Origin of the sequence: Bradyrhizobium sp. CCBAU 53340 (genome assembly GCF_015291645.1) — a bacterium.
Lineage (GTDB): Bacteria > Pseudomonadota > Alphaproteobacteria > Rhizobiales > Xanthobacteraceae > Bradyrhizobium.
Window position 1 is genome coordinate 104,681 of the sequence record NZ_CP030056.1, and the last position, 24,019, is coordinate 128,699.

At 57.2% G+C, this 24,019-nt stretch carries 22 protein-coding genes; 18 read left to right on the forward strand and 4 right to left on the reverse strand.

The features are described from left to right. Positions 1-14 precede the first annotated feature (14 nt). The 5 genes from XH89_RS37095 to XH89_RS37115 all read left to right on the forward strand — a co-directional run bounded on the left by XH89_RS37095 (position 15) and on the right by XH89_RS37115 (position 6,279). Positions 15-707, forward strand: coding sequence for a GntR family transcriptional regulator (locus XH89_RS37095; protein WP_128929641.1), 693 nt, complete (start codon positions 15-17; stop codon positions 705-707). 42 nt (positions 708-749) lie between these two features. Next, entirely contained in the window at positions 750-2,372 is a 1,623-nt protein-coding gene (locus XH89_RS37100) for an FAD-dependent monooxygenase (RefSeq protein ID WP_128929640.1), read from the forward strand. Positions 2,373-2,486: 114 nt separating this feature from the next. Then, positions 2,487-3,827 (forward strand): MFS transporter, encoded by a 1,341-nt coding sequence (locus XH89_RS37105; protein WP_164933839.1) that lies wholly within the window; start codon positions 2,487-2,489, stop codon positions 3,825-3,827. Next, positions 3,824-4,753 (forward strand): alpha/beta hydrolase, encoded by a 930-nt coding sequence (locus XH89_RS37110; protein WP_206733167.1) that lies wholly within the window; start codon positions 3,824-3,826, stop codon positions 4,751-4,753. Before XH89_RS37105 ends, XH89_RS37110 begins: the two co-directional genes overlap by 4 nt. A 797-nt stretch (positions 4,754-5,550) precedes the next feature. Further along, positions 5,551-6,279: a bifunctional 2-polyprenyl-6-hydroxyphenol methylase/3-demethylubiquinol 3-O-methyltransferase UbiG gene (locus XH89_RS37115; protein WP_128929638.1), complete on the forward strand. Its 729-nt coding sequence runs from the start codon at positions 5,551-5,553 to the stop codon at positions 6,277-6,279. A gap of 521 nt (positions 6,280-6,800) precedes the next feature. Here the strand turns inward: XH89_RS37115 and XH89_RS42190 are convergent. From XH89_RS42190 to XH89_RS37130, 4 genes are all read right to left on the reverse strand, one after another. Continuing rightward, positions 6,801-7,025, reverse strand: coding sequence for a hypothetical protein (locus tag XH89_RS42190; RefSeq protein WP_371746378.1), 225 nt, complete (start codon positions 7,023-7,025; stop codon positions 6,801-6,803). Next, positions 6,937-7,800 carry an asparaginase gene (locus XH89_RS37120; protein ID WP_128929637.1) on the reverse strand — a complete coding sequence of 288 codons (864 nt, stop codon included), beginning with the start codon at positions 7,798-7,800 and terminating at the stop codon, positions 6,937-6,939. Before XH89_RS37120 ends, XH89_RS42190 begins: the two co-directional genes overlap by 89 nt. 272 nt (positions 7,801-8,072) lie before the next feature. Next, on the reverse strand, positions 8,073-8,387 hold the full coding sequence (locus XH89_RS37125; protein WP_164933840.1) for an extracellular solute-binding protein: 315 nt from the start codon (positions 8,385-8,387) through the stop codon (positions 8,073-8,075). 187 nt (positions 8,388-8,574) lie between these two features. Further along, the gene (locus XH89_RS37130) at positions 8,575-8,901 is read right to left on the reverse strand and encodes a hypothetical protein (RefSeq protein WP_128929635.1); all 327 of its coding nucleotides are present in this window, start codon (positions 8,899-8,901) and stop codon (positions 8,575-8,577) included. Between the two features lie 848 nt (positions 8,902-9,749). Between XH89_RS37130 and XH89_RS37135 the strand changes: the two genes are divergently transcribed. The 13 genes from XH89_RS37135 (at position 9,750) to XH89_RS37195 (ending at position 23,975) form a co-directional block, all read left to right on the forward strand. Further along, positions 9,750-11,042 carry an aminotransferase class I/II-fold pyridoxal phosphate-dependent enzyme gene (locus XH89_RS37135; protein WP_128929634.1) on the forward strand — a complete coding sequence of 431 codons (1,293 nt, stop codon included), beginning with the start codon at positions 9,750-9,752 and terminating at the stop codon, positions 11,040-11,042. Positions 11,043-11,284: 242 nt separating this feature from the next. Then, positions 11,285-12,790, forward strand: coding sequence for an argininosuccinate lyase (locus XH89_RS37140; protein ID WP_128929633.1), 1,506 nt, complete (start codon positions 11,285-11,287; stop codon positions 12,788-12,790). A 205-nt stretch (positions 12,791-12,995) separates the two neighbouring features. Next, on the forward strand, positions 12,996-13,409 hold the full coding sequence (locus XH89_RS37145; RefSeq protein ID WP_128929632.1) for a biotin/lipoyl-containing protein: 414 nt from the start codon (positions 12,996-12,998) through the stop codon (positions 13,407-13,409). A 4-nt stretch (positions 13,410-13,413) separates the two neighbouring features. Next, positions 13,414-13,584, forward strand: a complete 171-nt coding sequence (locus XH89_RS37150; protein ID WP_164933826.1) for a biotin carboxylase N-terminal domain-containing protein — start codon at positions 13,414-13,416, stop codon at positions 13,582-13,584. Next, positions 13,581-13,985 (forward strand): biotin/lipoyl-containing protein, encoded by a 405-nt coding sequence (locus XH89_RS37155; RefSeq protein WP_128929630.1) that lies wholly within the window; start codon positions 13,581-13,583, stop codon positions 13,983-13,985. The genes XH89_RS37150 and XH89_RS37155 overlap by 4 nt, the downstream gene beginning before the upstream one ends. A gap of 77 nt (positions 13,986-14,062) precedes the next feature. Continuing rightward, the gene (locus XH89_RS37160) at positions 14,063-15,226 is read left to right on the forward strand and encodes an FAD-binding oxidoreductase (protein WP_128955182.1); all 1,164 of its coding nucleotides are present in this window, start codon (positions 14,063-14,065) and stop codon (positions 15,224-15,226) included. Positions 15,227-15,446: 220 nt separating this feature from the next. Continuing rightward, positions 15,447-16,823, forward strand: coding sequence for an FAD-binding oxidoreductase (locus tag XH89_RS37165; protein WP_128955181.1), 1,377 nt, complete (start codon positions 15,447-15,449; stop codon positions 16,821-16,823). A 71-nt stretch (positions 16,824-16,894) separates the two neighbouring features. Then, positions 16,895-18,313 (forward strand): amidase, encoded by a 1,419-nt coding sequence (locus tag XH89_RS37170; protein WP_128929628.1) that lies wholly within the window; start codon positions 16,895-16,897, stop codon positions 18,311-18,313. 243 nt (positions 18,314-18,556) lie between these two features. Continuing rightward, positions 18,557-19,072 carry a thiamine pyrophosphate-binding protein gene (locus tag XH89_RS37175; protein ID WP_164933841.1) on the forward strand — a complete coding sequence of 172 codons (516 nt, stop codon included), beginning with the start codon at positions 18,557-18,559 and terminating at the stop codon, positions 19,070-19,072. A gap of 11 nt (positions 19,073-19,083) precedes the next feature. After that, positions 19,084-19,668 carry a thiamine pyrophosphate-dependent enzyme gene (locus tag XH89_RS37180; protein WP_128929626.1) on the forward strand — a complete coding sequence of 195 codons (585 nt, stop codon included), beginning with the start codon at positions 19,084-19,086 and terminating at the stop codon, positions 19,666-19,668. Further along, positions 19,665-21,122, forward strand: coding sequence for an NAD-dependent succinate-semialdehyde dehydrogenase (locus XH89_RS37185; RefSeq protein WP_128955180.1), 1,458 nt, complete (start codon positions 19,665-19,667; stop codon positions 21,120-21,122). The genes XH89_RS37180 and XH89_RS37185 overlap by 4 nt, the downstream gene beginning before the upstream one ends. Positions 21,123-21,135: 13 nt before the next feature. Next, positions 21,136-22,164 carry an ABC transporter ATP-binding protein gene (locus tag XH89_RS37190; protein ID WP_128955179.1) on the forward strand — a complete coding sequence of 343 codons (1,029 nt, stop codon included), beginning with the start codon at positions 21,136-21,138 and terminating at the stop codon, positions 22,162-22,164. Beyond that, positions 22,161-23,975 (forward strand): ABC transporter permease subunit, encoded by a 1,815-nt coding sequence (locus XH89_RS37195; protein WP_164933842.1) that lies wholly within the window; start codon positions 22,161-22,163, stop codon positions 23,973-23,975. Before XH89_RS37190 ends, XH89_RS37195 begins: the two co-directional genes overlap by 4 nt. The last annotated feature ends 44 nt before the right edge of the window (positions 23,976-24,019 follow it).

Consider the following 24,019-nt stretch of genomic DNA (forward strand, 5'->3'; position numbering starts at 1 on the left):
TCAGGAGGGGTAGTTTGTCGGACGCATCAGAGACGCTCGCAACGGCCGCCTACCAGAAGCTCCGTATGGACGTGATCGGAGGGATGTTTTCCTTCGGCCAAAAGCTGAAGATCCGCTCGCTGTGCGAACGTTATGGGGTCAGCGCAGCTCCGATGCGCGAGGCTCTGACCCGGGCGGCCAAAGACGGCCTCATCATGCATTCCGACCAGCGCGGCTTTTCCGTCGCGCCGTTGAGCATCGAGGATTTGGACGACCTCTTGCAGACCAGGATCGTGCTCAACGAGTTCGCTCTCAGAAAATCGTTCGAGTACGGTGGGGCCGAGTGGGAGGAGCAGGTCCTGCTCTCATGGCACCGGCTGTCCCGCATTCCGTTTACGCCGGCTTCCGTTGACCCGGAATGGGAGCGCGCGCATCGTGTCTTCCACGCCACGCTTCTCTCCGCGTGCCGCGCGCCGCGCATTCTGGCGTATTGCGATCAGTTGTTCGACAGCGCCGACAGGTATCGGTTCATGTCTCGCGCCGCACACGTCGGCGGAGCCCGCACCGCCGACCACAAGATGATCGCCGACGCGGTGCTCGCGCACCGTCCGGACGAGGCGGTCGTCCTGCTGACACGACACTTCAGCGAGACCGCCGAACTCTGCCGGCAGCAACTGCTGTTGCAGGGAAAAGCCCAGCCCGGTGTCGTGACGCGAACGCCTTGCTAGGCAGCGTTCCTAAAAACAAACAAGAAGCCGAAGAGAGAGGAAATGACAGGCGATTTCGAGGAAACGTTCGTTCTTATCGTAGGCGGAGGACCCGTCGGGCTGACATCCGCGATCGATCTCGCGCAGAGGGGGGTACCTTGCATTCTGATTACGGAAAACCTCGAGACGGCGACCCAGCCCCGCTGCAATTTCGTGAATGCACGCACTATGGAGCATTTCCGTCGTCTCGGACTGGCGGAGGAAGTTCGCGCGGCGGCGCCGCTTGCCAAAATGCATCCGCGCGTAGCCTTCGTCACGCGCTTCTGCGGCCACGAATTCGGTAACATCGATCTGCTGAAGACGCGCCTTAGTGAAGGGCAGCTCGGACCGGAGTCCGGCCTGTCCATCTCCCAGCTCTTTCTGGAGCCGCTGCTGCGCCGACATGCCGAGGCCTCGGAGTCGGTCGACGTGCGCTTCGGTACACGCCTGGTCGCGCTCGGTGGGGAGGACGGCGCTCCGATCGCAACGGTCGAAGACGTGCGCACGGGAGTGCGCAAACGAATCCGGTCTCGGTACGTCATCGGTGCCGATGGGGCTCGGAGTCCGGTTCGTCGTCACTTCAACATTTCCATGGCGGGCGACGACGGGCGCATCGACAATGCGTTCGTCTCCGGCACCATGATCACGTATTTCGTTCGGGCCCCGACTCTGCTGGAGGAGAGCAGGCGTGCGCCGGCGACCATCACCTGGATCATAAATCACGACCTCCGCGCGTTCGTTTTTGCCCAGGACGGCCGCGAGCGCTGGATCATTCATTATCAGGTTCCGGAAGGCCTCGGCTGGGAGCAGGTCCGCAGCGACGAGGTGATGCGGTCGATATTCGGCAAAGACCTTCCGTACGAAATCCTCGCGGAGGGGCCGTGGACCGGCGGTTTGTCTTTGGTTGCCGCGGCATACCGGGCAGGTCCCGCTTTCCTCGTTGGCGACGCGGCGCACCTCTACACACCTCTAGGTGGCTTCGGCATGAACACGGGCATCGGAGATGTCCTGAACCTGACTTGGAAGCTTGCGGCAGCATACTCGGGGTGGGCCGGTCCCAACCTCCTGGATTCGTACGAGGCCGAGCGGAGATCCATCGGTTTGAGGAACTCGAAGATCGGCATCCACTGCTCGAAACGGAAAGGCAAGTGGCTGATCCCGCCGACCATCGAGGATGAAGGCGAGGCCGGTGCGCGTGCCCGGAAGACGTTCGGGGATTTCGTGGTCGTAGACGATCTCGACGAATACGACACGTCCGGACTGCAGTTGGGCGAGCGGTACGAATCCTCCCCCATCGTTTGTGCCAATGGCACTGCCGCGCCTCCGGACACATGGAGCAACTACAAGCCCGCCGACTTTCCGGGAGCGCGTTCGCCCCACTTCTGGCCGTCGCCCGGACGCGGCTTCTACGATCTGTTGGGTCGAGACTACACCCTTGTCGATTTCGAAAGCGGAGAACCTCTCGAGGCGTTGCTCGAGGCCGCGAAGCTGCGGAGGCTCCCGCTGTCGGTGGTCCGTTGTCCCGCTCCTGGCCAGCCCTACCAATCCAAACTCGTTCTGGTCAGGCCCGACCAGCACATCGCATGGCACGGAAACGCTCCACCGGAGGATCCGACGGCTGTGATCGACCGGGTGCGCGGAGCTTGACGAACCAAAACGAACGAAAAAGCGGGAGGGAATATGGGAATCGGAGGACAAGTCGTCGTTCCGTTCGATGGGTCCGCTCCGGTCGATAGCCGACCGGACGGCCGCAGGATCGACTTGGACGAATTCGTGGAAGGCCGATCGATCGGCGCCTTCCACCTCAATGTCGTGCTTTGGCCACTGCTGGTCACGATCGCAGATGGTTTCGATCTTGTCGTAATGGGCTATGCCGCCCCCGAGATCATCAAGATATTGAACTTCGATCGGAGCGCGATGGGCGTCATCCTGAGCTCCAGCCTGGTCGGAATGCTGATCGGCACTCCGATAGCCGGCTATCTCGGCGACCGTTTTGGCAGGAAGCCTCTGATCGTTCTGTCGACATTGCTTTTCGGCCTAGCCACGTGCTCGACCGTGCTGGCCGCTTCCGTCGCGCAGTTCTGCGCTCTTCGTTTCGTCGCGGGAGTCGGCCTTGCCGGGATCATCCCTAACGCGACCGCGCTCGTATCGGAGTTCATTCCACGCCGCGTCCGCGGTGCCTTCCTCATAGTCGTACAGCTCGGCGTGCAGATCGGAGGCATAGTACCCGGCCTCGTCGCCGCGTATCTGGTCTCCCGCTACGGCTGGGAAGTACTTTTCCATATAGGAGGCGCCGCTCCGGTGGTGCTGGCGACGGTGCTCGTTTTCGTACTGCCCGAGTCCATCAAGTACCTGTCGCTCGTTCCATCGAAGCGAGCGGAGCTTCTCAGGATCGCCAGGGCTCTCGACCCGAGGGGCCACCTTCCGGACGACGCGGTTTTCGCCTTGAAGTCCACGGGCTCGAGGGGAGCCTTGTCCCCGCTCGTGCCGCTTCGAAACGGCATGCACATCATCACACCGCTCCTCTGGCTACTCGCGGTGGTCAATTTGTTCACGACCCTTCTGATGGCGAGCTGGGCTCCGACGGTCTTGCGTGACATTGGACTTTCACCCGAAGCCGCCGCGCTCACGGCGACCCTGTTCGGTCTCGGAGGATTGATCGGAAGCTTCATGCTTACGGTGGGGTTCAATCGCTATGGTTTTCTCGTCATCGTCGCTTTCTACATCGTCGCGATCCCCTCGATGGCGCTCATCGGCCAGCCGTTCGTCGATCGCGGAGTCCTGCCGTGGTTGGTTCTTGTGACCGGCATATGCGTTGCCGGTACCCAATCCGCGATCAACTCGGCTTTCGGAATGTTATATCCAACCACCATCCGGTCGAACTGCGTCGGGTGGGGAATGGCGATCGGCCGCCTCGGAGCGATCGGAGGCCCTCTGTTCGGAGGCTTCCTGATGTCCAAGCAACTCTCCGGTACCGCTTTCTTCGAAACCGCCGCGTTGCCTCTCGTATTCGGCGTCCTGATAGCTGGCGTGCTGACGTACGCCTGCCGGCAGAGGTTCGGAGGCTGGACTTTGGATGAAAGGGCAAAGGGGGAGGCATGACCGCTCCATTCGAAAACAATCGCTGGATGTCTTCGCCGCCGAACGAGATAGCAGAAAGAATAAGAGCCTTGGGGCCGGTGATAGATCCGCCCGGAACCGCGCGGATCTACGCAGACATCCTGGCTCACCAGCCGACCGACGGAGTCGACGTCATTCCCAACATCCGCTACGGAAACGGGACCAGGCAGTCGTTGGACGTCTATCGGCCGGTTGCGACATCGGGTTCGGTGCCTGTGGTGCTGTTCTTCCACGGTGGCGGCTACAGTCGCGGCGACAAGTCCGATAGGAGCAATGTGGGTTACTTCTTTGCCCGCAACGGGGTCACGGCCTTCATCGCGAACTATGGCCTTGCCCCGGAATGCAAGTGGCCGTCTGGGGCACGCGACGTGATTGCTGCCTTGAGGTGGGCCCAGGAGAATGCGCAAGATCATGGAGGAGATCCGAGACGAATATGTCTGCTCGGAGAATCGGCGGGAGCCGCGCACGTCGCTCTCGCTTCCTTCGTCTCCACCTTCCACAAGGGGCGACCTCTCCGAGCGGCCGGCGTGGTTCTGCAGTCCGGGTCTTACAACGTCGCTCTCGAACGCGTCGCGGCTGCGGCTTTCGGTATACCTTCTCCCGACCTGCGCAATCAGGCCTATTTCGGCGAGGAGACTGCCCGATATTTGGAGATGTCGACGACCCGTCTGATAGATGCCCCGGACGTGCCGACCTTGATCACCTACGCGGAATACGATCCGGTTCCGATGCAGGTGCAAGCCGGAGAACTATTCGCCACCTTGGCGCTGCGGGCGTCCCATTGCCCCCTGCTACTCCGGTTGTTGGGCCATGGGCATATCTCTCAATTCAGCTCGTACAATACGGTGGATACCAGCGTAAGCGGACGGGTGCTCGATTTCGCGAAGTCTCTGCCGAGAGTCCAATGATCCATGGAGAACTGCAATTCGGATCCGAACGCCGGCCTCAGTCCCGCATTGCGATGTCAGGGGGGCCATCGCTGAATTGCGAAGCCGAAAGCGAACGGGGCGGCGACTTCCAGGCCGCTCCACGAAAGCGCTCTATGACCACGTAGTCCAAAGCAAGCTTCATCTGAATTGACGGCGCTCTGTTGAGATACCCGGTCCTTTGGTGATGCCCACCAGAGCTCTCTTTCCAAGCGGCTTACCTAGAGCCTTACTGAGTAACACTTGCGCTATGAAGAGTAATACGAGCCGTGCCTCGGTTGTCCTGATAGTTCCTGTTGAGCGGCCCTTGGAGACGACGGTAATACTCCGGAGTGATGTCAGGCGGCAGAATGGTTGGAAGCGTTTGAACCGCGTCATTTACGTAAGGCAGACCTCTCCCGTTTCCGGGGCGACAAAGTCAGCAATGAGAAGGCGAGACAGATTTTGCTTTTGCCAAACCTCATTGGCGACGGGCAATAGAGCGTCCGGGATGGGGTCTAGAGTCTCCAAGTCGCTCTGTTCTTTTTGACGCCCAATAATCCCGGCATCATCCGACGTTTCTTCCAGCCGCTTTGGGCGTGCAGAGTGTCGGCTGCATCCCCTAGGTCTAGATTGAGCCCCGCATCGCTGGGTTCAAGGGGAAGCTCGCCGCCGCCACTGCCCCAAATAGTGAGAATTGGTTGAAACCAATTCGCGCCGTAAACGCGACGAAAGGGGAACAAAAGGAATCTCGGTCTGTCGTATGATCCGAATCCCATTACGCCGGACAAGAGAACACCATGGCACAGAATATCTACGACAATCCCGATTTCTTCGCCGGTTACAGCCAGCTTCCGAGACAAATTCGCGGTCTGGACGGTGCGCCTGAATGGCCCTCCATACGCGCGATTTTGCCAGCGATTTTCGGCAAGCGCGTCCTCGATTTGGGGTGCGGCCTTGGTTGGACGTCGCGCTGGATGCGCAAGCAAGGCGCAAACTCGGTGCTCGGCCTGGACCTCTCCGAAAACATGATCAGCCGGGCAAAGGCGGATACCAACGATCCAGAAATTAAATACCGGATTGCAGACCTGGAGACAGTGGAGTTGCCGCCGGCAGCCTTCGATCTCGCTTATAGTGCACTCACCTTTCACTATATCAGGGACTTCAGCCGTCTCGCGCGCATGGTCCACCAAGCGCTCACGCCCGGCGGGCATATCGTATTCACCATCGAGCATCCGATCTTTATGGCAGCGGTCCATCCGCATTGGATCGCCGACGAGGACGGGCGCAAGACTTGGCCAGTCAATTGCTATTCGATCGAGGGTGAGCGCCAGACTGACTGGTTTGCGAAAGGCGTAATCAAATATCACCGGACCATCGGCACGACGCTTAACACCTTGATCCGTGCTGGCTTCCGGATCTTAGCCGTCGAAGAGTTTGCCCCGTCCCCCGAGCAGATCACACAAACGCCAGAGCTGGAAGAAGAGTTGGAGCGACCGATGATGCTTCTGGTTTCCGCGCAACGGTAGCACCCAAAGTCAATTGTTCGGGTCGTTCGGCGCGCTTGTTGTCAATGACTGCATCGAGTCAATCAGTAATCTTCTCAAAGCCCTTGGCCATGCGCATTATGCAGATATCGCCATATTGACCAGGCGGACCAGCCGGCGGGTCGGGTCTTTCAGCGATTTTCGACTGCGGCCAAAGAACTCTCGGCCAGGACCTCGCGAAGCCACAACAGAAAGACCCCCGTCGCCGGGGATGCCTCTCGCCCAGGATTTGGGATGGCGAGAAAGCCGTTTGGGATGCGAAGCATGCGCGGATGCCTCCTAATATTGGGCTGTTGCGCCGTCGGCTTGGAATGAAGCGGGTGGTCGGGAATGCTGGTCGTTGAGATGACCGCCAGAAGTGCCGTGCGACGTTGCCTGCTTCAAGGAACGTCTCAGCACCCTCATGAATGATGCACCACCCGTCCCCTTCATCCGATGAGCGCACTGGCGCGTCGCAGAGGGACAAGGTAGCCATCTAGGACATGCGCACTCGTCCATGTCGGTCAATACTCGGAGAAGATTCGCTTTATCTCATGCGGCTTGTTGGTCCTGGTTAGGGCCAACGCAAGGAGGATGCGAGCCTTTTGCGGACTTAAATTGTCTGCGTTGAGGACGCCAAGCTCTAGGTAGTGGTCGCGTTCAATGACGCGCCCGTTCAGTGCGGCTGGAACGCATGATGATGGCTTCACCACCTGTCTTACGATAAGCCGCGACGGCCGCCTTCTCATTTTGGGATAGGGTCCCGGCACCCGCGCCGGCAATGACAACTCCTTTCGCGCCCGAAGCGAGAGCATCCCGGATCGGTGTTCCCGGTGCATCGGCGTAGGAGTAAACAATATGCACCGTCGGCAACTCGTTGATGTTCTTGATATCAAATTCAGAGTTGTTGCCATGACGACGGACAGGTGCCCGATAGAAAACAATCCTATCCGTATCGACATAGCCTAGAAGGCCAAAGTCTCCCGACTTAAAGGCCTCTAGCCGGAAGGTGCTGGTCTTGACAACCTCGCGAGCAGCGTTGATCTGCTCGTTCATGACCACCAGAGTTCCCTTGCCTGCCGCCTCTGGCTGAATGGCAACGCGAACTGCACTGTAGAGATTGTAGGGTCCATCCGTACTCATTGCAGTTGGGGGACGCTGCGATCCGACCAGGACCACCGGCTTGTCCGATTTCATCGTTAAATTCAGAAAGTAGGCTGTCTCCTCCAGGGTATCGGTTCCGTGGGTAACCACAATGCCCGCAATGTTCTCTTCTTTAGAACTGAGAAGACCGTTTGCAGTCTCAGCTAACTTTTTCCAATGACCGAACGAAATGTCTTGACTGCCAATGTTCGCAATCTCGATGACCCGTGTGTCCGCTAACTGAGCGAGTTCGGGGATGGCCTGAACGAGGTCATTGCCGGTAAGAAGACCGACCTCGTAGTCGGCAGGGCGAACCGACGAGTCGCCCTTGCCCGCGATCGTGCCGCCAGTCGTCAATACATATACTAATGGTAGTGACATGCTCGCCTCAGCTGTTTGCGGGGGAAAGGGATGCTTTTTCTCCGATGATTGTGGAGGGTCCAAGCCAGGGTAGCTGCGTCCATGCCTTCTGAACCATGGTCACTCTTCTGACGCCCTTCGGCACTGCCGGCCTGTAAGAGCCTGCTCCGAAGTTACGCCAGCTCACTGGAGTATCCACTGCCTGAATCGTTCCTCGCCTTCGGCAAGGTTCTTGCTCCAAGATTCGTTGTCGACCGGCACCATTTGCTTCAGATTGTCAGGATAGGTGGACATTATCGACTGACGTCTTTGCTCATAAACTGATATGCGTTCACATTAGACGGTCCGGCACCGATCTTGGCGCAACGAGCTGCCTGACTCTCTGGTTCCAGCGAGAAAACGATGAGACGTCGAGTCAGCTCGGCTTTGGGATTACCTTTCGGGATGACCCAGCCATAAGAGTTGTAAAATGCCTGATTCCAGCAAATCGCCAGCCCATCCCCTTGCGCGATCAATTGATAGGCCCGGTTCGAAAAAGTTGGCATAATATCGATCTCGCCACTGTGGAACAGCTGAGCGCCTTGTGGCGGAGTCGTCCACCAAGTCACTATCTTCTGATCTTGTCGAGTTTGTTGAAGGCGCGCTTCCAGCCGTCGTCAGTCTCAAGAACCTTGTAGATCTCCTCGCCTCCGGGCACCCCGTCAGCCCGCAAGGCAACTTCGCTGTCGTCGCGGCCGCCATTGCGAAGTGAACGAGCTCCTGGGATCGAAAAGTCCCACATGTCGGCGAAAGACGTCAGCTCCTTCTTGGTGGCAGAGGGAAGGCATACCAGAGCAATGGCAGAGATATATCTGGCATAAAGCTTGGATTGTGCCGCATCTCCTCGGGAATCTGATCGACGAATTCGCCACTCACGTTGAGCGGTTCTAGCAAATCCGCCTGCTGCCACTGCAGCGACTCATCGGCGCCGGCCCCGAAAACACAGTCCCACATGTAGTTCTTGGTCTCTACCATCGATTTGATCTGGGTGGTCGGACTAGCGCTACGGATTACGGGGACGACCTGGATTCCTGTGGCTTTCTCAAATGGCCCATAGAGAAGCTCACGATTGACTTCAGTCATCGCTCCTCCGGTATCCGCAACGTATAATGTCTGTGCGCCGGACTCCAGACTGTGGGCGCGGCCAACGAGGCAGTTGCGCGCGCCGTCCATTTTAAAAACGTCCTTCTGTTCATGGCGTTCCTAGAATTCCTGATTGCCCTTACCACTGTCGCGTTGGCTCTCGTTGCGGTCACGTGAGCGATAAGCATCACAGAGCGCACGACCAGCAGAAGCCAAGCGGAGACCGCGGCAAGAGAAGGGGTCGCGCGGTAAATCGCTTCTTCCCAAAGCTGCTTGGGCAGTGCGACGAAGGTGCCGCCGTGAGGCGCAGATTTTTGTGAGTTGCCGTGTTACGGGAGCTGCCATCGCCAACCTTCTCCGGGTTTCTTGCTGTTGGCGCGCAAGTCTGGCATTCCGCTTCGCGGTCGCCAGCGCTGCTTGACTACCAGACGCTATTTTCGTATCCAAACACCGTCAAGTGTATAATCAACAGCTTTGCCGAGCTTCTGAGATCGAATCCTCCAGGTGGAATTCCGGCAAGATGCGGCGGCTGTGGGCCGGCTGGAGCAACTGGGTGCTTCCCGAAACTCCGTGTCTCCGCCACGACCAGAAGTGCTGCGTTTTGGCCTGAGGCGACGGATGGACCATGCGGAGGAACAAGCGCGTGACCATGTTGGTGGTGACGCGCGATCTGGGTTTCGCCTGCAACTGGATGAGACCACGCGATGATGGCCAAGAGGCGAGCAGTAGATCGGCTCAGGCGTCGAAATGGCATTAGTGCGAAGAGCTAAGCCGTACGTGCGATGATGCAAGACCTCGGGATCGGATCGTCCCACAGGCCTCATCTTCGCCAGGTGCGAGAGAGGATCATGATGCGGCTTGCCGAGATGAGCGCCGACGAACTTCAGCAGATGCTCCGCCACGTGAGGGCGGAATACGATGCTATTCGCGCGCGCAAATTGAAGCTGAACATCGCGCGCGGGCGCCCGGGAGAAGAGCAGCTCGATCTGTCGAACGAACTGCTTTCGCTACCGAAACCCGATGATTGGATCACGGAAGCTGGGGACGATGCACGAAATTACGGGGGCGATCCGAAGGGACTTGTCGAACTCCGCCGCATATTCGCTCCCATCCTAGACGTTCCAGTGGAGCAAGTCGTGGTAGGAGGTAACTCCAGCCTTGCGATCATGCATGATGTAATTGTGTGGGCTCTTCTAAAGGGTGTGACAGCAATTGCGACCCCTTGGATGAAACAGGGAAGAATCGCGTTCCTTAGCCCCGTGCCTGGTTATGAACTGCATCATAACATGTGCATCGAGTATGGCATCGATCTGATTCCGGTCCCTGTCACGCCCAAGGGGCCAGACATGAAGGTGGTGGAGCATCATGTGCGGGATCCACGTGTGAAGGGCATGTGGTGCGTGCCGACTTATGCCAATCCGACGGGCGAAATATGGTCCGATGAAGTAATTGATCGACTGGCTGCGATGGAGGCTGCGGCCACAGATTTTCGGCTCTTCTGGGACGATGCGTATGTCGTCCATCACTTAGCCGATAACAGCAAGCCAGCTAAACGGATCTTGCCTGCTTGCGCGGCCGCCGGGAATGCGGATCGACCGCTTATGTTCTGGTCTACCTCAAAGATTACCTTCGCCACAGCCGGTATCGGCTTCTTCGCAGCTTCTCCCGCGAACGTTCGTTGGTTTCTTGACTGCGCCAAGCGGCGTGGAGCTGGTCAAGACAAGCTTAATCAACTTCGTCACGCGCGTTTCCTCAAGGACGCAGGGGGCGTGACACGACACATGAAAAGACACCGCGCTATTCTTGCTCCCAAGTTTTCCGCAGTGCTCCAAGCGTTCGAAAGACGTCTCGCAGGCAAAGGTGCTGCCGTCTGGACTCGGCCTGAGGGCGGTTATTTCATCAGCGTCGATACTATTGCAGGCGCAGCGCAACGAGCTGTCAGGCTGGCGGGCGACGCGGGAATCTCTCTCACTGCAGCAGGATCGACTTTTCCAAACGGGCATGATCCCAAGGACAGCAATATCCGCATTGCGCCAAGTTTTGCATCGTTGGAAGACGTGCGGATTGCAGCTGAGGCAATTGCAATCTCAATTCTGCTGGCGGCAGTCGAGAAGCAGCTTGGCATCAATGACAATGACTGAAGTGAACACGCAGCACAACTCGTCTCAAGCCATTTGTCTTCTGACCCGTCACCTCAGCGGCCACCTCGCCATCGATTTTTCGTCCGCTTCGCCGGAGGCTATCGGCCACGCCCAGTGTCATGTTATTGACAGGCAGCGCGACTGGATACAGTATAATTAATATGCATACATCAGGCTTGCTTGGTTGTGTCGGTGGCCGGCAAACCGGCTCGTTCGGGCCCGAAGCTAAGGCAGATCCTTAAATGGAAACCCACGCTCCGCAAACTTATCGCAGCGCCGCCAACCCCGGAGCGCGTTTGAAGCAAGTTCCTCTAGATTATCTTGACAACTACAAGTCTCGGTTCGATGCGATAACGGCTCCGCATATTCATGCGTTCGACAAGGCCCATCTAGTTGCGCTAACCGAAGGGGGCGCAATTAAGCGTAAAATCGGACAGCAACTTCTAGCCGGCCTGCGACAGATGGAGGCAGAAGGTGTTCTAAATGTTCATTCTAAGATGAACTCGGGCCTGCACGCGGGCGAACGATATCTAACAAAGCTTTATGGCAGTGAAATTGGTGGGCAGATCGCCACCGGGCGCAGTTCGGGAGATCTGAATGCCGTTTCTCGAAGGAGGGCGTTTGCGGCTCAGATCTGTTCAGCCTTGGATGGCATGATGAAGCTGCGCCATTCTCTCATAGAATTGGCGTCGAAACACATCGAGACCGTCATGGCGGGCAACACGCATGGCCAGCACGCCCAGCCAACAACACTGGCGCATTGGGCTCTGATGTTTGAACTGGTCGCAGCCCGGCATCAGCAGCGATATCAAGAAGCTCATGCTCGCATCAATCAGTCGCCTGCTGGCGCTGCCATCATGACTGGGAGCGATTTTCCGATCGATCGTCGGCGCTCGTCAGAGCTCCTCGGCTTCGATGGGCCCTTGCCCAACACTTTCGATGCGATCATCAGCCACGACATGGAGATCGAATATGCCGGTCTCATGGCAGGTTTAACGCATTCGCTCGCTCGCTTGGCCGATGATCTGCAGTTATGGTCGACATTTGAATATGGCTATGTCGAATTGCCGGATTATCTGTGTGGTACTAGCTCGATCATGCCGCAGAAGAAAAATCCTGATGGGCTGGAGGACATCAAGAGTTTGGCGACGCAAGCATCATCGGCCTTCCTGGCTGTAAGCATGTCCGAACGCGGACCTACTGGTTTTACCACCATGGAGCGGGTCAATACGGACAGTCAGCTCAAGGCCATTGGTGAAATGATTCCCGCACGACTGGATACTCTGTCGCGCCTTGTGGGCGATGTGCGCTTTGATGTCGCGAGAATGAGCTATTTGGCGGGTGCCAACTGGTGCACCGCAACGGACCTTGCTGCGGCCATAGCGCGCGAGACTGCGTTGGGGTGGCGTAAAGCGCATGAATTGGTCGCCGGATTCGTGGCGCACTGTTTCAATTGCGGAATGATGCCAAACACGGTGACAAGTGCCGACTTGGATGCAGCAGCAAATCAGCTCGGTTTTCCTGCACCAAGCCTTGACCCCCAACTGTTTCGGGAAAGCCTTAGTCCACTCGCTTTCGTTGGCCGACGTTCGACTTACGGCAGCCCGGCGCCCGCCAATGTGTGCGCGCAGATAAAGCTCGCTCGCGAGAGCCAGACCAGAGATGCGGAGCAGCAGGAAAAGCTGCGTTGTGTTCGCGAACGCGCCGCTAAAGCTCTTGATGAAGCCGTGAATGCCATCCTTGAGTAACATTGGGTGGTCGATATGTCCGGCCAGCATCTATCGCAACATGATGATGTATCCAAAAGGGCCGCAATAGAATACATTGTGCTTGACTGTTATGGGCGTCGTGCTCATTGTCTCGCGATCGGCGCAAACGGCCCGGCGCAGTTTGATGCTGTCAGCCCCGTCTTCGGTTGCCGATTAGTTCGTTCTTCGGGAGACCGCGGCCTTCATGGACCTGAAGCAGATCGAAGTTTTTTGCCGGAAGGCGGCTGAGCTCAATTTGCAGAAGATTGAGCTGAAAAGAGGGGACATTCGGCTGCTGCTGATCGCCGCCGCTGAAGTGACATCCGCTTTCACCAGCGCGCCGCTGTCACTGCAAAAAGCTGACAGTCTCGGTTCGAATCAAGAAGGTCATAAGATACGAGCTTTGACCGACGGAGTGTTTTATCGCTCGGATGTCCAGGGTGGTTCTCCTGCGGTTGAAGTAGGGCAGACAATCACCAAGGGGCAGATCGTTGCTGTCGTAGAGTCCATGAAAACACTGTTCCGTGTCGAAGCTGACAGAGCGGGGACGGTGCGAGCAATCCTACCCGACGACGGCCAGGTGGTTTGCGCGGGTGACACTCTTCTCGTTCTCGAGTGAGCAAATGTTTGACAAGGTGCTGATCGCCAACCGTGGGGAAATAGCCGTTAGAATGGAGCGCGCCTGCGGTGCCATTGAAGCGTTCAAAGCCGGCAGCGCGGACATCCGGTTTCTGAAGAATTGGTTGGCCGCTGGGCTGAGGCTGAAGAGAGCCACTTCTGCGGTGGCATCATGACGGGTCTTTGCGATTACATTCCGCAATTGACTGCCATCATGAGGCGCCATGGCTTGATCCGGCTGGAATATGAGGAAGGCGGCGAGTTTATAAACATTGAGCTTGCGGCGACGACCGACGAGAAGGTGCGAGCGGCGCCGCCGGCTACGGCAAATATTGTTGTTCGCGCGGTTGGGCCGGGAAGATTCTTACCAAGGCATCCCGCGGCGGCTTCAGCGGCGGTGCCGATGGGCTCGTCTTTAAACTCGGATGATATCCTCGGCTACCTACAGGATGATTTGATTCTAATCCCGATCAGAACGCCGCAGCGGGGGCGGTTGGTCACAATTCTTATCGAAGAAGGCGCCGCGGTTAGTTACGGCGCGCCCTTGTTCGAGATCCTTCCGGTAGACGTGGAGTAGGCGGCATCTACGAACGGCATCGGCGCACGGCGTTGGCATAGTATCACACCATCTACTCTACTCGGGCAGGTAGGAAAATGAAATATGATGTCGCAATTATTGGGGGCGGAGCCATCGGTTCCGCGGCTGCCTATTTTCTCAAGCTCATGGCGCCGGCTTCAGATGTCATAGTGATAGAGCGCGATCCGACCTATGCGATAGCCTCGACGCCACGGGCGTCTGGTGGCGTCCGACGTCTTTTCGCGCTTTCCGAGAATATCCAGCTTTCAAATTTCTCAATCCCCTTCTTTGAGTCATTTCCGAAGACGATGGCGATCGAAGGCGTGGATGCCGAGATCGGCTTTAAGAAAAATGGCTACCTCTTCATCGTGCCCCTTAGTGCGACGGGGATGTTGCGTCAAAATTACGACGCTCAACGAGATCAAGGTTGCAATGTCGTATGGCTGACGCCGGACGGTCTGAAAGAGAAATTCCCTTCGATGAACGTTTCGGACCTTGGCGCCGGCGTCCATTCTCCCGATGACGGCTGGCTGGATCCGCATAGTGTGCTGATGGGTTTTCGTAAGAAATCGCAATCTCTCGGCGTCAAATATCTTGCCGACGATGTGGTGGGGATGGACCGCGCCGCTCATGCTGTAACGCATGCCCGAGTGGCATCCGGCGCTCAGATTGAAGCGGATCAATTCATCAATTGCGCAGGAGCGTGGGCAAAGGAAATCTGCAAGCAACTGGGGTTCGATGTTCCAATCACCCCGCTGCGGCGTTTCGAACATTACTTCGAAACGCAAGAACCCATCGAGCCGCTGCCTTACCTCAAAGACCCCGAAAGATTAGCTTTCCGTCCCGAAGGCGCCGGCTATTCAGGCGGTGTTCCGACGCTCGCGGAACCGCGGGGCTATAATTTCGAGGTCGACTACGACTATTTCGAATCAGTTGTGTGGCCAGCATTGGCGCACCGTTTCCCGCAGTTCGAACGGACGAAATGCCGTTCAACTTTGCCGGGTCTCTATGATCAGAACGACTTCGACGGCAATGTCATCATCGGGCCGGGGGCCGATGGTCTGGGCAATTTCCACATGCTGGCGGGCTTCTCAGGTCACGGCCTGATGCATGCGCCCGGCTGTGGTCTGGCGATTTCCGAACTTATCCTGAAGGGACGATACGAAACGCTGGATTTAACTCGTTTCGGTTGGCAGCGACTGATCGACGACGCCCCTCTGCCCGAGCGCGGCATCATATAGTTTCAACGCTTTCCCCTGCCTGTGGGATTTGGGAGCTTTGCCTTCCAAGACCTTCCGATGTGACCGCGAGGCCGTTCTCCTTGAGGCGCCACGCGCCACGGACCGTGTGACCTCGAAACGGCGCTTTGGAACCCTTCCGTAAAACGCGATCGGCGATGCGAAATCAGTTGCGGTGTGGCAATATAAAATGTATCCAAAAACAATAGAAGGGATGCAAAATATGGCGAGCGTGAAAAGCGCCGAGGTCGCTATCATCGGGTCCGGTACGATTGGTATCGCGGTCGCCTACTATCTGGCCAAACACCACGGCATCACTGATATCGCGCTCATCGACCAAGGCCCTCCGATGGCCTTCACGTCCGCTCAGTCTGGCGAGAATTATCGAAATTGGTGGACCCATCCACTGATGGTTCGTCTCTCTGATCGTTCCATCCAGCTCATGGAAGACATCGCGCGAGAGTCGGGCAATCGGCTGAACATGACTCGACGCGGATATGTCTTGGCGTCGCGAAAGACAGATGCCTCCGAGCTGATCGAGGGATTGCGCTTCAGCTTGGGTGCGGAATTCGATGAGCAGGTACGGATCCATGAGGGTACCACGAGCCGCAGTTATCAACGACCCGCAGACGCTGACTGGACGCTGGCGCCACGAGGCTTCGATCTGCTTCGCAATCCCGAGCTGATCCAATCGCTGTTTCCCAATTATGATCGCGACCTGCGAACAATCCTGCATGTACGCCAAGCCGGCGACATTTCGGGGCAGCAGATGGGAGCCTTCATGCTGGAATACACGGGCAGCGTCGGCGCGCACCGCATGCAGGGCATGGTCGACGGCATTAAGGCGGAGCGAGAAGGCGGGTTTACTATCGCTTTTAAGGACGAGGGGACCTCTAAGACTCTCCGAGCGGTCAAGCTAATTAACTGTGCGGGTCCCTTTGCGAACGACATTGCCGCCATGCTCGACGTCGAGTTGCCCCTATTCAATGTGATGCAGCAGAAAATCGCCTTCGAGGATGTTCACAAGGTCATTCCTCGGGACATGCCGTTTTCGATCGACCTCGATGATCAAATGATCAATTGGACGGAAGAAGAAGCTAGCCTGCTTCGGGCCAGTGCAGACACTGCCTGGCTCACACAACCAATGACCGGCGCAATTCATTGCCGTCCCGACGGAGGAGACGGCGGCAGCTGGCTACGGCTCGGATGGGCCTACAACGAGAGGGCGCAGGTAAACGCGACCTGGGACGTTCCGCTGGACGACCGCTTTCCCGAAATTGTGCTTCGAGGGGCTTCGAGGCTCAACCCCGGACTCAGGACCTATATCGGACGGCTGACGCGCGGTCTGCATCATTATAGCGGCTGGTATACGCGGACCCACGACAATTGGCCGCTGGTCGGGCCCATGGGACCGGAAGGCTCCTATATGTGCGTCGGTCTTTCCGGCTTTGGCACGATGATGGCTTGCGCTGTCGGAGAGCAAACGGCCGCATGGGTTGCGGATAAGCCGTTGCCCGGATCGGCTGTCTTCACAATGGACAGGTTCACGGATCCTTCGTTGATCCCTGATCTGGGCTCGGTGGGCGCGGGGCTGCTTTGATGTCTGCGCCCGACCGATTGATGCATTGCTTGAGAGATACGCGCCTAGCGTTGGACTAGTTGGGAACTCCGATGAGTGACAGCCATACATTGCCCCTTGGTGACGTCGCGTTCGCTACGATCGGGGAGCTTTCGCGCGCATTGGCCACCAAGCAGGTCACGTCGCTCGAGATCACGGAGCGTTTTCTGGCGCGGATTGCGAAGTTCGACCCGCAGCTCCATGCCTTCGTCGCAATCTACGCGGATTCGGCTCGCGTAGCTGCCAAGACCGCCGATGCACGGCGTGCGGGCGGCAACGCTTTGCATATGCTGGACGGGATACCTTTCGCGGTCAAAGATCTATTTGATGTCAAGGGGAGACCGACCCGGGCCGGATCGCTTGCGACCGCATCGACCCCTGCGGAGAACACAGCCCACGCTGTTCAGCGCCTCCTCGATCGAGGAATGGTTCTCATCGGGAAAACGCACACCGTTGAATTCGCTTTTGGTGGTTGGGGGTGCAATCCCGTCTGCGGTACGCCGGTGAATCCCTGGGATACCTCGGTTGCGAGAGTACCCGGCGGATCATCCAGCGGATCGGGAGTCGCGGTCGCGGCGGGGCTCGTGCCGGTTGCGCTCGGGACCGATACCGGCGGCTCAATTCGTACCCCCGCATCGCTTTGTGGAATTGTTGGCCACAAGAGTACGCTCGGCTTGGTCGGCCGGGGCGGCGTCTTTCCATTGGCGCCGACATTTGACACTGTGGGTCCGTTGGCCCGCAGCATCCGGGATGCCGCGTTGGTACTCGATGCCTTGCAAGGGCGGGATCCCCAGGATCCCTCGACCTACGGAATTGGGCGCATAAATCCTCTTGGCGAGTTAACGGCTGGCGTCGAGGGCTTGATCTTGCGAGCGCCAACTGACTCTCAGCTCAAATTCGTCGACCCCCGAATTATGGACCTTTTCCATAAGGCACTGGGCGACCTCAAGAGACTAGGCGCTCACATAGATGTGCGTCCCATGCCTCGGAGTCACGAAGAATATGCGGCTCACGCATCCGGTATCACGGGGACCGAAGGCTGGAATGGGCTATCGCAATACATCGAGGGGCTCGACAGTCGAGTTGATCGTTTGATAGCGCAGCGAATGCGCAAAAGCAGTGGCATCAGCGCGAGGGACTATTTCGGCCTGCTTACAACCCGCCGCGAAATGCAGGTGGAATTCGATCGTTATCTGGAAGGCGCAGCAGCGTTTCTCTTGCCCTCGGCTCCGATCGTGACTCCAGAGATCGAGGGGGCGCACGAGCAAACCGCACCTTTTGGTCTCCTCGCCCGTATAGCCAATCTAATGGACTTGGCCGCTATATCGATACCCATGGGGCTCGCAGCCCTTATGCCGGTAGGTCTGCAAATTACCGTCCGCCGTTTTGGTGATGCAACGGCCTTCCGGATTGCGCAAGCGTTTGACCGCGAACGAGGGGGCGCCGTAGCAATCCCTCCCGGATACATATGAAACCGTTCGCGATCCCCCCAATGACTTGTCGCAGACCGAGCCCTTTTGGGGGGCTTGCCGAGTTTCGGGCATTGTTCGTGGCTTTCTGAAAATGAGGATTCCATTCGGAAATTACGATTTCGTCACATTCAGGTTGACACGAATGTGCCGGAGGCCCTTTAATCGTATCCTAAATTAACGTCTCGGATACAAATTGGGCCGCGGGCCCTCGCTCCCATGGCGGCCGGCGAAAAGAGGACGATGATGAGTGACGAGCAAGCCGCGGCACTGAGTCCCGAATCGGTCGTTGCGCAAATGAAGCAAAACGGCGTGTCGCATGTTGTTTGGCTGCCAGATAGCGAGACGAACTGGCTGTTCTTGAAAATGCAGGAGGAGCAATCGCTGAGCTTGGTCGGCGTCGCCCGCGAAGGGCATGCCTGCTCAATAGCGGCCGGACTTTTCGCAGGAGGAGCAAAGCCGATCGTGTTGGTGCAGAATACCGGCATGATGGAATCGGGAGATTCCATGCGCGGCTGGCTGCTCAATCTGAACGTTCCGGTCGTCTTCTTGGTTGGTTACCGCGGTTACACGCGGCACGGCGTCAATCACGATAGCGCGGCCGAATATACAGAACGCTTCCTGCTCGCTTTCGGAATCAAGTTCTACATGGTGGAAAGTAATGCGGACGCCGATCGCATCTCGCTCGCTTTCACCGAGTCTGAACTAACTCAGCGCCCAGTCGTCGTACTGATCGCCGACGAATTTCACGGTTTTAATTGAGGCGCGGGTCGATGATTTACACAAAAGATCTTGTCCACGCTTTCGCACCTCATCGCAGGAATGCGCTCGTCGTCTCGGGTCGCTCGGGTCAATATTGGTTGGACATCAGCGAAGGAGGTGCGGACCTTCCAGTCGGTGATCCTTCCATGGGCGGTCATGCCGGCTTTAGTTTTGGGCTCGCATTGGCCCAACCTGAGAAGCCGGTAGTCGTTTTCGATTCTGAGGGCGATCTACTAATGAACCTCAGCATCTTGACAACGATCGCCGAAAAGGCGCCTCGAAACTACTACTACTTCTTGATGGACAACGAATGCTATGCCACAACTGGTGGACAGCCCGTACCGAACGCGAAGAACGTTGCTTATGACCTTGTGGCTCGCGGATGTGGCATCAATCGCACTTATTTTTTCGATGATCTAGCCACATATACTGCCGCCCTGCCAGAAATCCTGGCGAAGGACGGGCCCGTCTTCGTCTGGAATAAGATCCACCCAGAAATCGAAAACCGTCCGCCAGGTCAGCGCGCGCCGTGGCGTAAGCGTAGTCCGGCAAAAGTGGTGGCCGACACACGAAAATTCCTCGGAGTGACCCGATGACTGGGCACACCCCAATAAGGCTGTTTATCGGTGGAAAATGGATCGAACGTAACGGCGCTCCGATATTGAACCCCGCAAACGAAGCCGTGCTGGGGATCGTTCCTATGGCAAGGGAGGCCGATCTTGCCGCTGCCGTCGATGCTGCAACGAACGGCTTCAACGTTTGGTCACTGACCTCAGCGGCCCGGCGATCCGAGATAATTCGTCAAGCCGCGGCGAACCTGCGTGCGAATGCCGATGTGGTGGCCCGCGATATCACTCTGGAGCAAGGCAAGCCGCTACGCGACGCGCAGACCGAAGTTCGGCGGGCATGTCAGGTGTTGGAATGGGATGCGGAAGAAGGACGCCGACTTTACGGCAGGACCATTCCGTCCGAGCCCGGGTATCGAAACACCGTGCAACTCTATCCGATTGGCCCTGTAGCGGCCTTTAGTCCTTGGAACTATCCCTTAAGTTCAGTCGCCCGGAAGGTTGGCGGTGCGCTATCGGCAGGCTGCAGTCTCGTCCTGAAAGCTTCTGAGGAAACACCGGCGGCTGCCGTGCATCTGGCGGAAGCCTTTGTGAAAGCCGGACTGCCAGATGGCGTGTTGAATTTGGTATTCGGCATTCCCGCAGATATCTCGCGCTATTTGATAGGACACCCGTCAATCAGACTGGTTGCGTTTACTGGCTCCGTTCCAGTTGGCAAGGGACTTGCCGCGCAAGCCGGAATGCATATGAAGCCCTGCATTATGGAATTGGGCGGGCATGCGCCGGTCATAATTTGTGACGATGTCGATCCGCTCGATTCAGCGAGCAGGTCGGTTGCCGCTAAAGCCAGCAACTCGGGCCAAATCTGTACATCACCGACACGCTGGTTCGTCCACGACTCCATTTATGGAGAGTTTGTCAACAACATGGGCGAGGCGGCTCGAAAAATTGAGGTCGGCAATGGCCTCGATCCGGCCACGCAGATGGGGCCCGTAGCCAATTCACGGCGCCTTGCTGCGATACAGGAACTCGTCAGCGAGGCGATCGCGAAAGGTGCCAGGCTTGTTGCCGGTGGGGAGCGCATCAAGAATAACGGCTACTATTGGCCTCTTACGGTATTGGCCGACGTGCCCGCGGATGCGCGTATTATGAAGGAAGAACCGTTTGGCCCAGTCGCACTCGTAAATTCGGTTACTTCGCTGCCAGACGCGATCAAGCGCGCCAACGAACTGCCCTATGGGCTTGCGGGTTACGCGATGACTCATTCGGCTGACTACGCCGGCTACATCGCCGACCACATGCAGGTCGGAAACCTTGCGATCAATCACTTCACGTCATCGCTGCCGGAGACGCCTTTTGGGGGAACAAAGGACTCGGGGTATGCGCGTGAGGGTGGGGCTGAGGGGTTGTTGAACTACACGATTGTACGCAGCATTTCATTCCTGGCGGGACCGCCCCGCAACTCAGTTCCTGCGCATCGTTAGAGCGGGCATACGAATGAAGCTCAAGATCGAAAACCTCTCGAAACGGTACGGTGCGTTCGACGCTTTGAAGCCGACGTCTCTCGATGTGGCCGAAGGAGAATTTCTGACTCTATTGGGCCCTTCTGGCTCCGGAAAGACGACGCTCCTAACCATGATCGCCGGACTAACCCCTCCAAACTCCGGCGAGATCTACATCAACGGTCGTCGAGCTACCAACGAGCCCGCGTTTTATCGGGATATTGGCATGGTCTTTCAGAACTATGCCTTGTTTCCTCATTTGAGTATCGCGGAAAACCTCGCATTTCCGCTGCGCATGCGGAAGATGCCGGAGGCTGATATACGCGACCGGGTAAAGTCGATGTTGGAGATCATCAGCTTACCTCACGTTGCCGAGCGTGTGCCCAAGGAGCTATCGGGTGGTCAGCAACAACGCGTGGCTCTCGCACGCGCAATGGTCTACCGGCCGTCGATCGTACTGATGGACGAACCTTTGGGCGCGCTGGATAAGAACTTGCGCGAGCAGATGCAGATCGAAATCAAGCATCTGCATAAGCGATTAAAGACGACCATCATCTACGTGACCCACGACCAAGAAGAAGCGTTGGCCATGTCAGATCGGATCTGTCTGATGAACGGTGGCGAGATCGAGCAACTGGCACCACCGAACGAAATTTACGATCGCCCCTCGACGGTCTTCGCCGCTAACTTCATCGGACAGTCCAATATCATGGCGGCTGGCGAAGTGAGCGATGCAAGCGGCAACGTGACGCCCATGCAGGCGGGAACGCGACTGATGGTTCGACCTGAATACGTTCGCGTCAACGCCGACGTCGTTCCCGCGCACCACCGGACCGAAGCGACGTTTATTGAGCGCATCAATATTGGGCCGACAACCCGGTACTTCTTCAAGTCGGCGTCCGATCGCGTCCTTTCAGCCCTTGTTCTGAATGCACAGGCTCCTCACGATATCGAGAACGGTCAACGTTGCATCTTGAGCTGGGCCGCCTCCCGGTCGGTAGAAATAAAGGATGTAGGAACGTGACAGATCGGACGACCATCCCGGGATCATGGCCGCGATCAGATCGGCGCCTACCTCTGAGCGAATTGCTAGCGCGCTGGCCGTTTCTTCAGATAGCACCGCTGCTGACGTTTCTATCCGTCGTATTTGTACTGCCTGTCGGCGGAATTCTTGTTCTCAGCCTCTTTGACGCTCACGGTGCGCTGACGCTAGAGAATTTTTCGCGAGTATTTAAGACCAATCTATACGTTAGCGTGCTCGTGCGAACGATTCAAACCGCTGCTTGGGCCACCGGGATCTGCCTGACGCTCGGTTACCCCGTTGCATATGCACTCTCCAAAGCAAATGCAGGGGTTCGAGCAGCAATCCTGACGTCCGTTCTGGTGCCGCTTTGGACTAGCTTTCTGATCCGCAATCTGTCACTGATTATTATCTTCGGTCGCCGCGGTTTGATCAACGTAACCGGCTTGAAGTTGAGCTGGCTCGATCATTCGATCGCCTTCCTCTACAACTGGAACGGCGTGATGATCGGCCTGAGCAGCTCGCTTTTGCCTTTGGCGATTATTACGATGTACTCCGTAATGGAGGGCATCGAGCCGAACTTGGAAAAAGCGGCGAGCACGCTGGGTGCCCGCCCCTCCCATGGTTTTTGGCGGGTCTATTTTCCTCTGTCGTTACCGGGAGTGGCGGCCGGCGGTATCTTGATCTTTGTGAGTGCTCTTGGGTTTTTCATCACGCCGCAGCTGCTCGGGAGTCCTCGGGAAACGATGATCGCTCAATTGATCATCGAACAAGTTACCGAGGTGTTGCACTGGAACTTCGCTGCGGCGATATCCGCCATGCTGTTGCTGGCAACACTTATTTCCTTCTTTCTGTTTGATCGGGTGGTTGGAATGCACATTCTGACCGGAGAAGAGGGCGACCAGCATCCGTCGAGACTGAACCGAATGCTCCGCCGTGGCGGAATGAAACTAATCAACGGAATTTCATGGATTACCGCCAGCTTCGGATTGGTCGCCGAAAAACTGACGGGACGGACGGTGAAGCTCAGGCAAAGGGTGAGTAGACCCATTCTGTCGATGGTTTCGCTGGCAATTGCGTTGTTCTTGATACTTCCGATCTTCTGTATCGTTCCGATTTCATTCTCTAACAGCCTTCTGTTCGGCTGGCCGCCCCAGGGTTTCTCACTCCGATGGTACACGTCGGTCCTTAGCTCACCAATCTGGGTATTGGCTTTCTGGCGATCGGTTGGCATCGCCGCCATCACCAGCTTGATGGCCATTGCCATCGCTATTCCGGCGGCACTATTTCTCGTTCGTCAAAAGACGAGGGCAAAGTTCCTGATAATTCTGCTGCTGACCATTCCGATTTTTCTGCCTCATATCATCACGGCGGTCGCGCTGTTCTACGCTTATGCCCGCTTCGGGCTGATTGGCACATGGGTCGGATTGATCATGGGGCATATGGTGTTTGCGCTGCCCTATGCCACGATGTCACTGATGGCCGTGCTCAAAAATTACAATCGTTCGTTGGACTATGCCGCATGGACGATGGGCGCGTCAAAATTCAAGACCTTCCGATATATCATGCTGCCGATCATCAAGCCTGGAGTTTATGGCGCGTTTCTTTTCGCATTCATCCAGTCGTTTGACGAAGTGACGATTTCTCTGTTTGTCACGGGAGGCAGCTTCACCACGCTTCCGAAGCAGCTATACCAACAGGCAGTGTACGGGGCGTCACCGGAGTTGGCAGCAGTGTCGACGCTACTCCTGGCGTTAATTCTCGGATTTATGCTCATAGCCAATTCCGTTGGCGGGACGTCCAGACGCGTGTAGCGCTTGCATCGGTTGGATGGGCCGACATTAGAGCCGTCAGTTCG

Excerpts from the sequence above, each read along its gene's own strand:
- XH89_RS37170 (WP_128929628.1), top strand. The coding sequence starts at position 16,895 with ATGAGTGACAGCCATACATTGCCCCTTGGTGACGTCGCGTTCGCTACG.
- XH89_RS37190 (WP_128955179.1), top strand. The coding sequence starts at position 21,136 with ATGAAGCTCAAGATCGAAAACCTCTCGAAACGGTACGGTGCGTTCGAC.
- XH89_RS37165 (WP_128955181.1), top strand. The coding sequence starts at position 15,447 with ATGGCGAGCGTGAAAAGCGCCGAGGTCGCTATCATCGGGTCCGGTACG.
- XH89_RS37155 (WP_128929630.1), top strand. The coding sequence starts at position 13,581 with ATGACGGGTCTTTGCGATTACATTCCGCAATTGACTGCCATCATGAGG.
- XH89_RS37135 (WP_128929634.1), top strand. The coding sequence starts at position 9,750 with ATGATGCGGCTTGCCGAGATGAGCGCCGACGAACTTCAGCAGATGCTC.
- XH89_RS37115 (WP_128929638.1), top strand. The coding sequence starts at position 5,551 with ATGGCACAGAATATCTACGACAATCCCGATTTCTTCGCCGGTTACAGC.
- XH89_RS37185 (WP_128955180.1), top strand. The coding sequence starts at position 19,665 with ATGACTGGGCACACCCCAATAAGGCTGTTTATCGGTGGAAAATGGATC.
- XH89_RS37145 (WP_128929632.1), top strand. The coding sequence starts at position 12,996 with ATGGACCTGAAGCAGATCGAAGTTTTTTGCCGGAAGGCGGCTGAGCTC.
- XH89_RS37100 (WP_128929640.1), top strand. The coding sequence starts at position 750 with ATGACAGGCGATTTCGAGGAAACGTTCGTTCTTATCGTAGGCGGAGGA.
- XH89_RS42190 (WP_371746378.1), bottom strand. The coding sequence starts at position 7,025 with ATGAGAAGGCGGCCGTCGCGGCTTATCGTAAGACAGGTGGTGAAGCCA.
- XH89_RS37110 (WP_206733167.1), top strand. The coding sequence starts at position 3,824 with ATGACCGCTCCATTCGAAAACAATCGCTGGATGTCTTCGCCGCCGAAC.
- XH89_RS37150 (WP_164933826.1), top strand. The coding sequence starts at position 13,414 with ATGTTTGACAAGGTGCTGATCGCCAACCGTGGGGAAATAGCCGTTAGA.
- XH89_RS37140 (WP_128929633.1), top strand. The coding sequence starts at position 11,285 with ATGGAAACCCACGCTCCGCAAACTTATCGCAGCGCCGCCAACCCCGGA.
- XH89_RS37120 (WP_128929637.1), bottom strand. The coding sequence starts at position 7,800 with ATGTCACTACCATTAGTATATGTATTGACGACTGGCGGCACGATCGCG.
- XH89_RS37175 (WP_164933841.1), top strand. The coding sequence starts at position 18,557 with ATGAGTGACGAGCAAGCCGCGGCACTGAGTCCCGAATCGGTCGTTGCG.
- XH89_RS37180 (WP_128929626.1), top strand. The coding sequence starts at position 19,084 with ATGATTTACACAAAAGATCTTGTCCACGCTTTCGCACCTCATCGCAGG.
- XH89_RS37160 (WP_128955182.1), top strand. The coding sequence starts at position 14,063 with ATGAAATATGATGTCGCAATTATTGGGGGCGGAGCCATCGGTTCCGCG.
- XH89_RS37130 (WP_128929635.1), bottom strand. The coding sequence starts at position 8,901 with ATGACTGAAGTCAATCGTGAGCTTCTCTATGGGCCATTTGAGAAAGCC.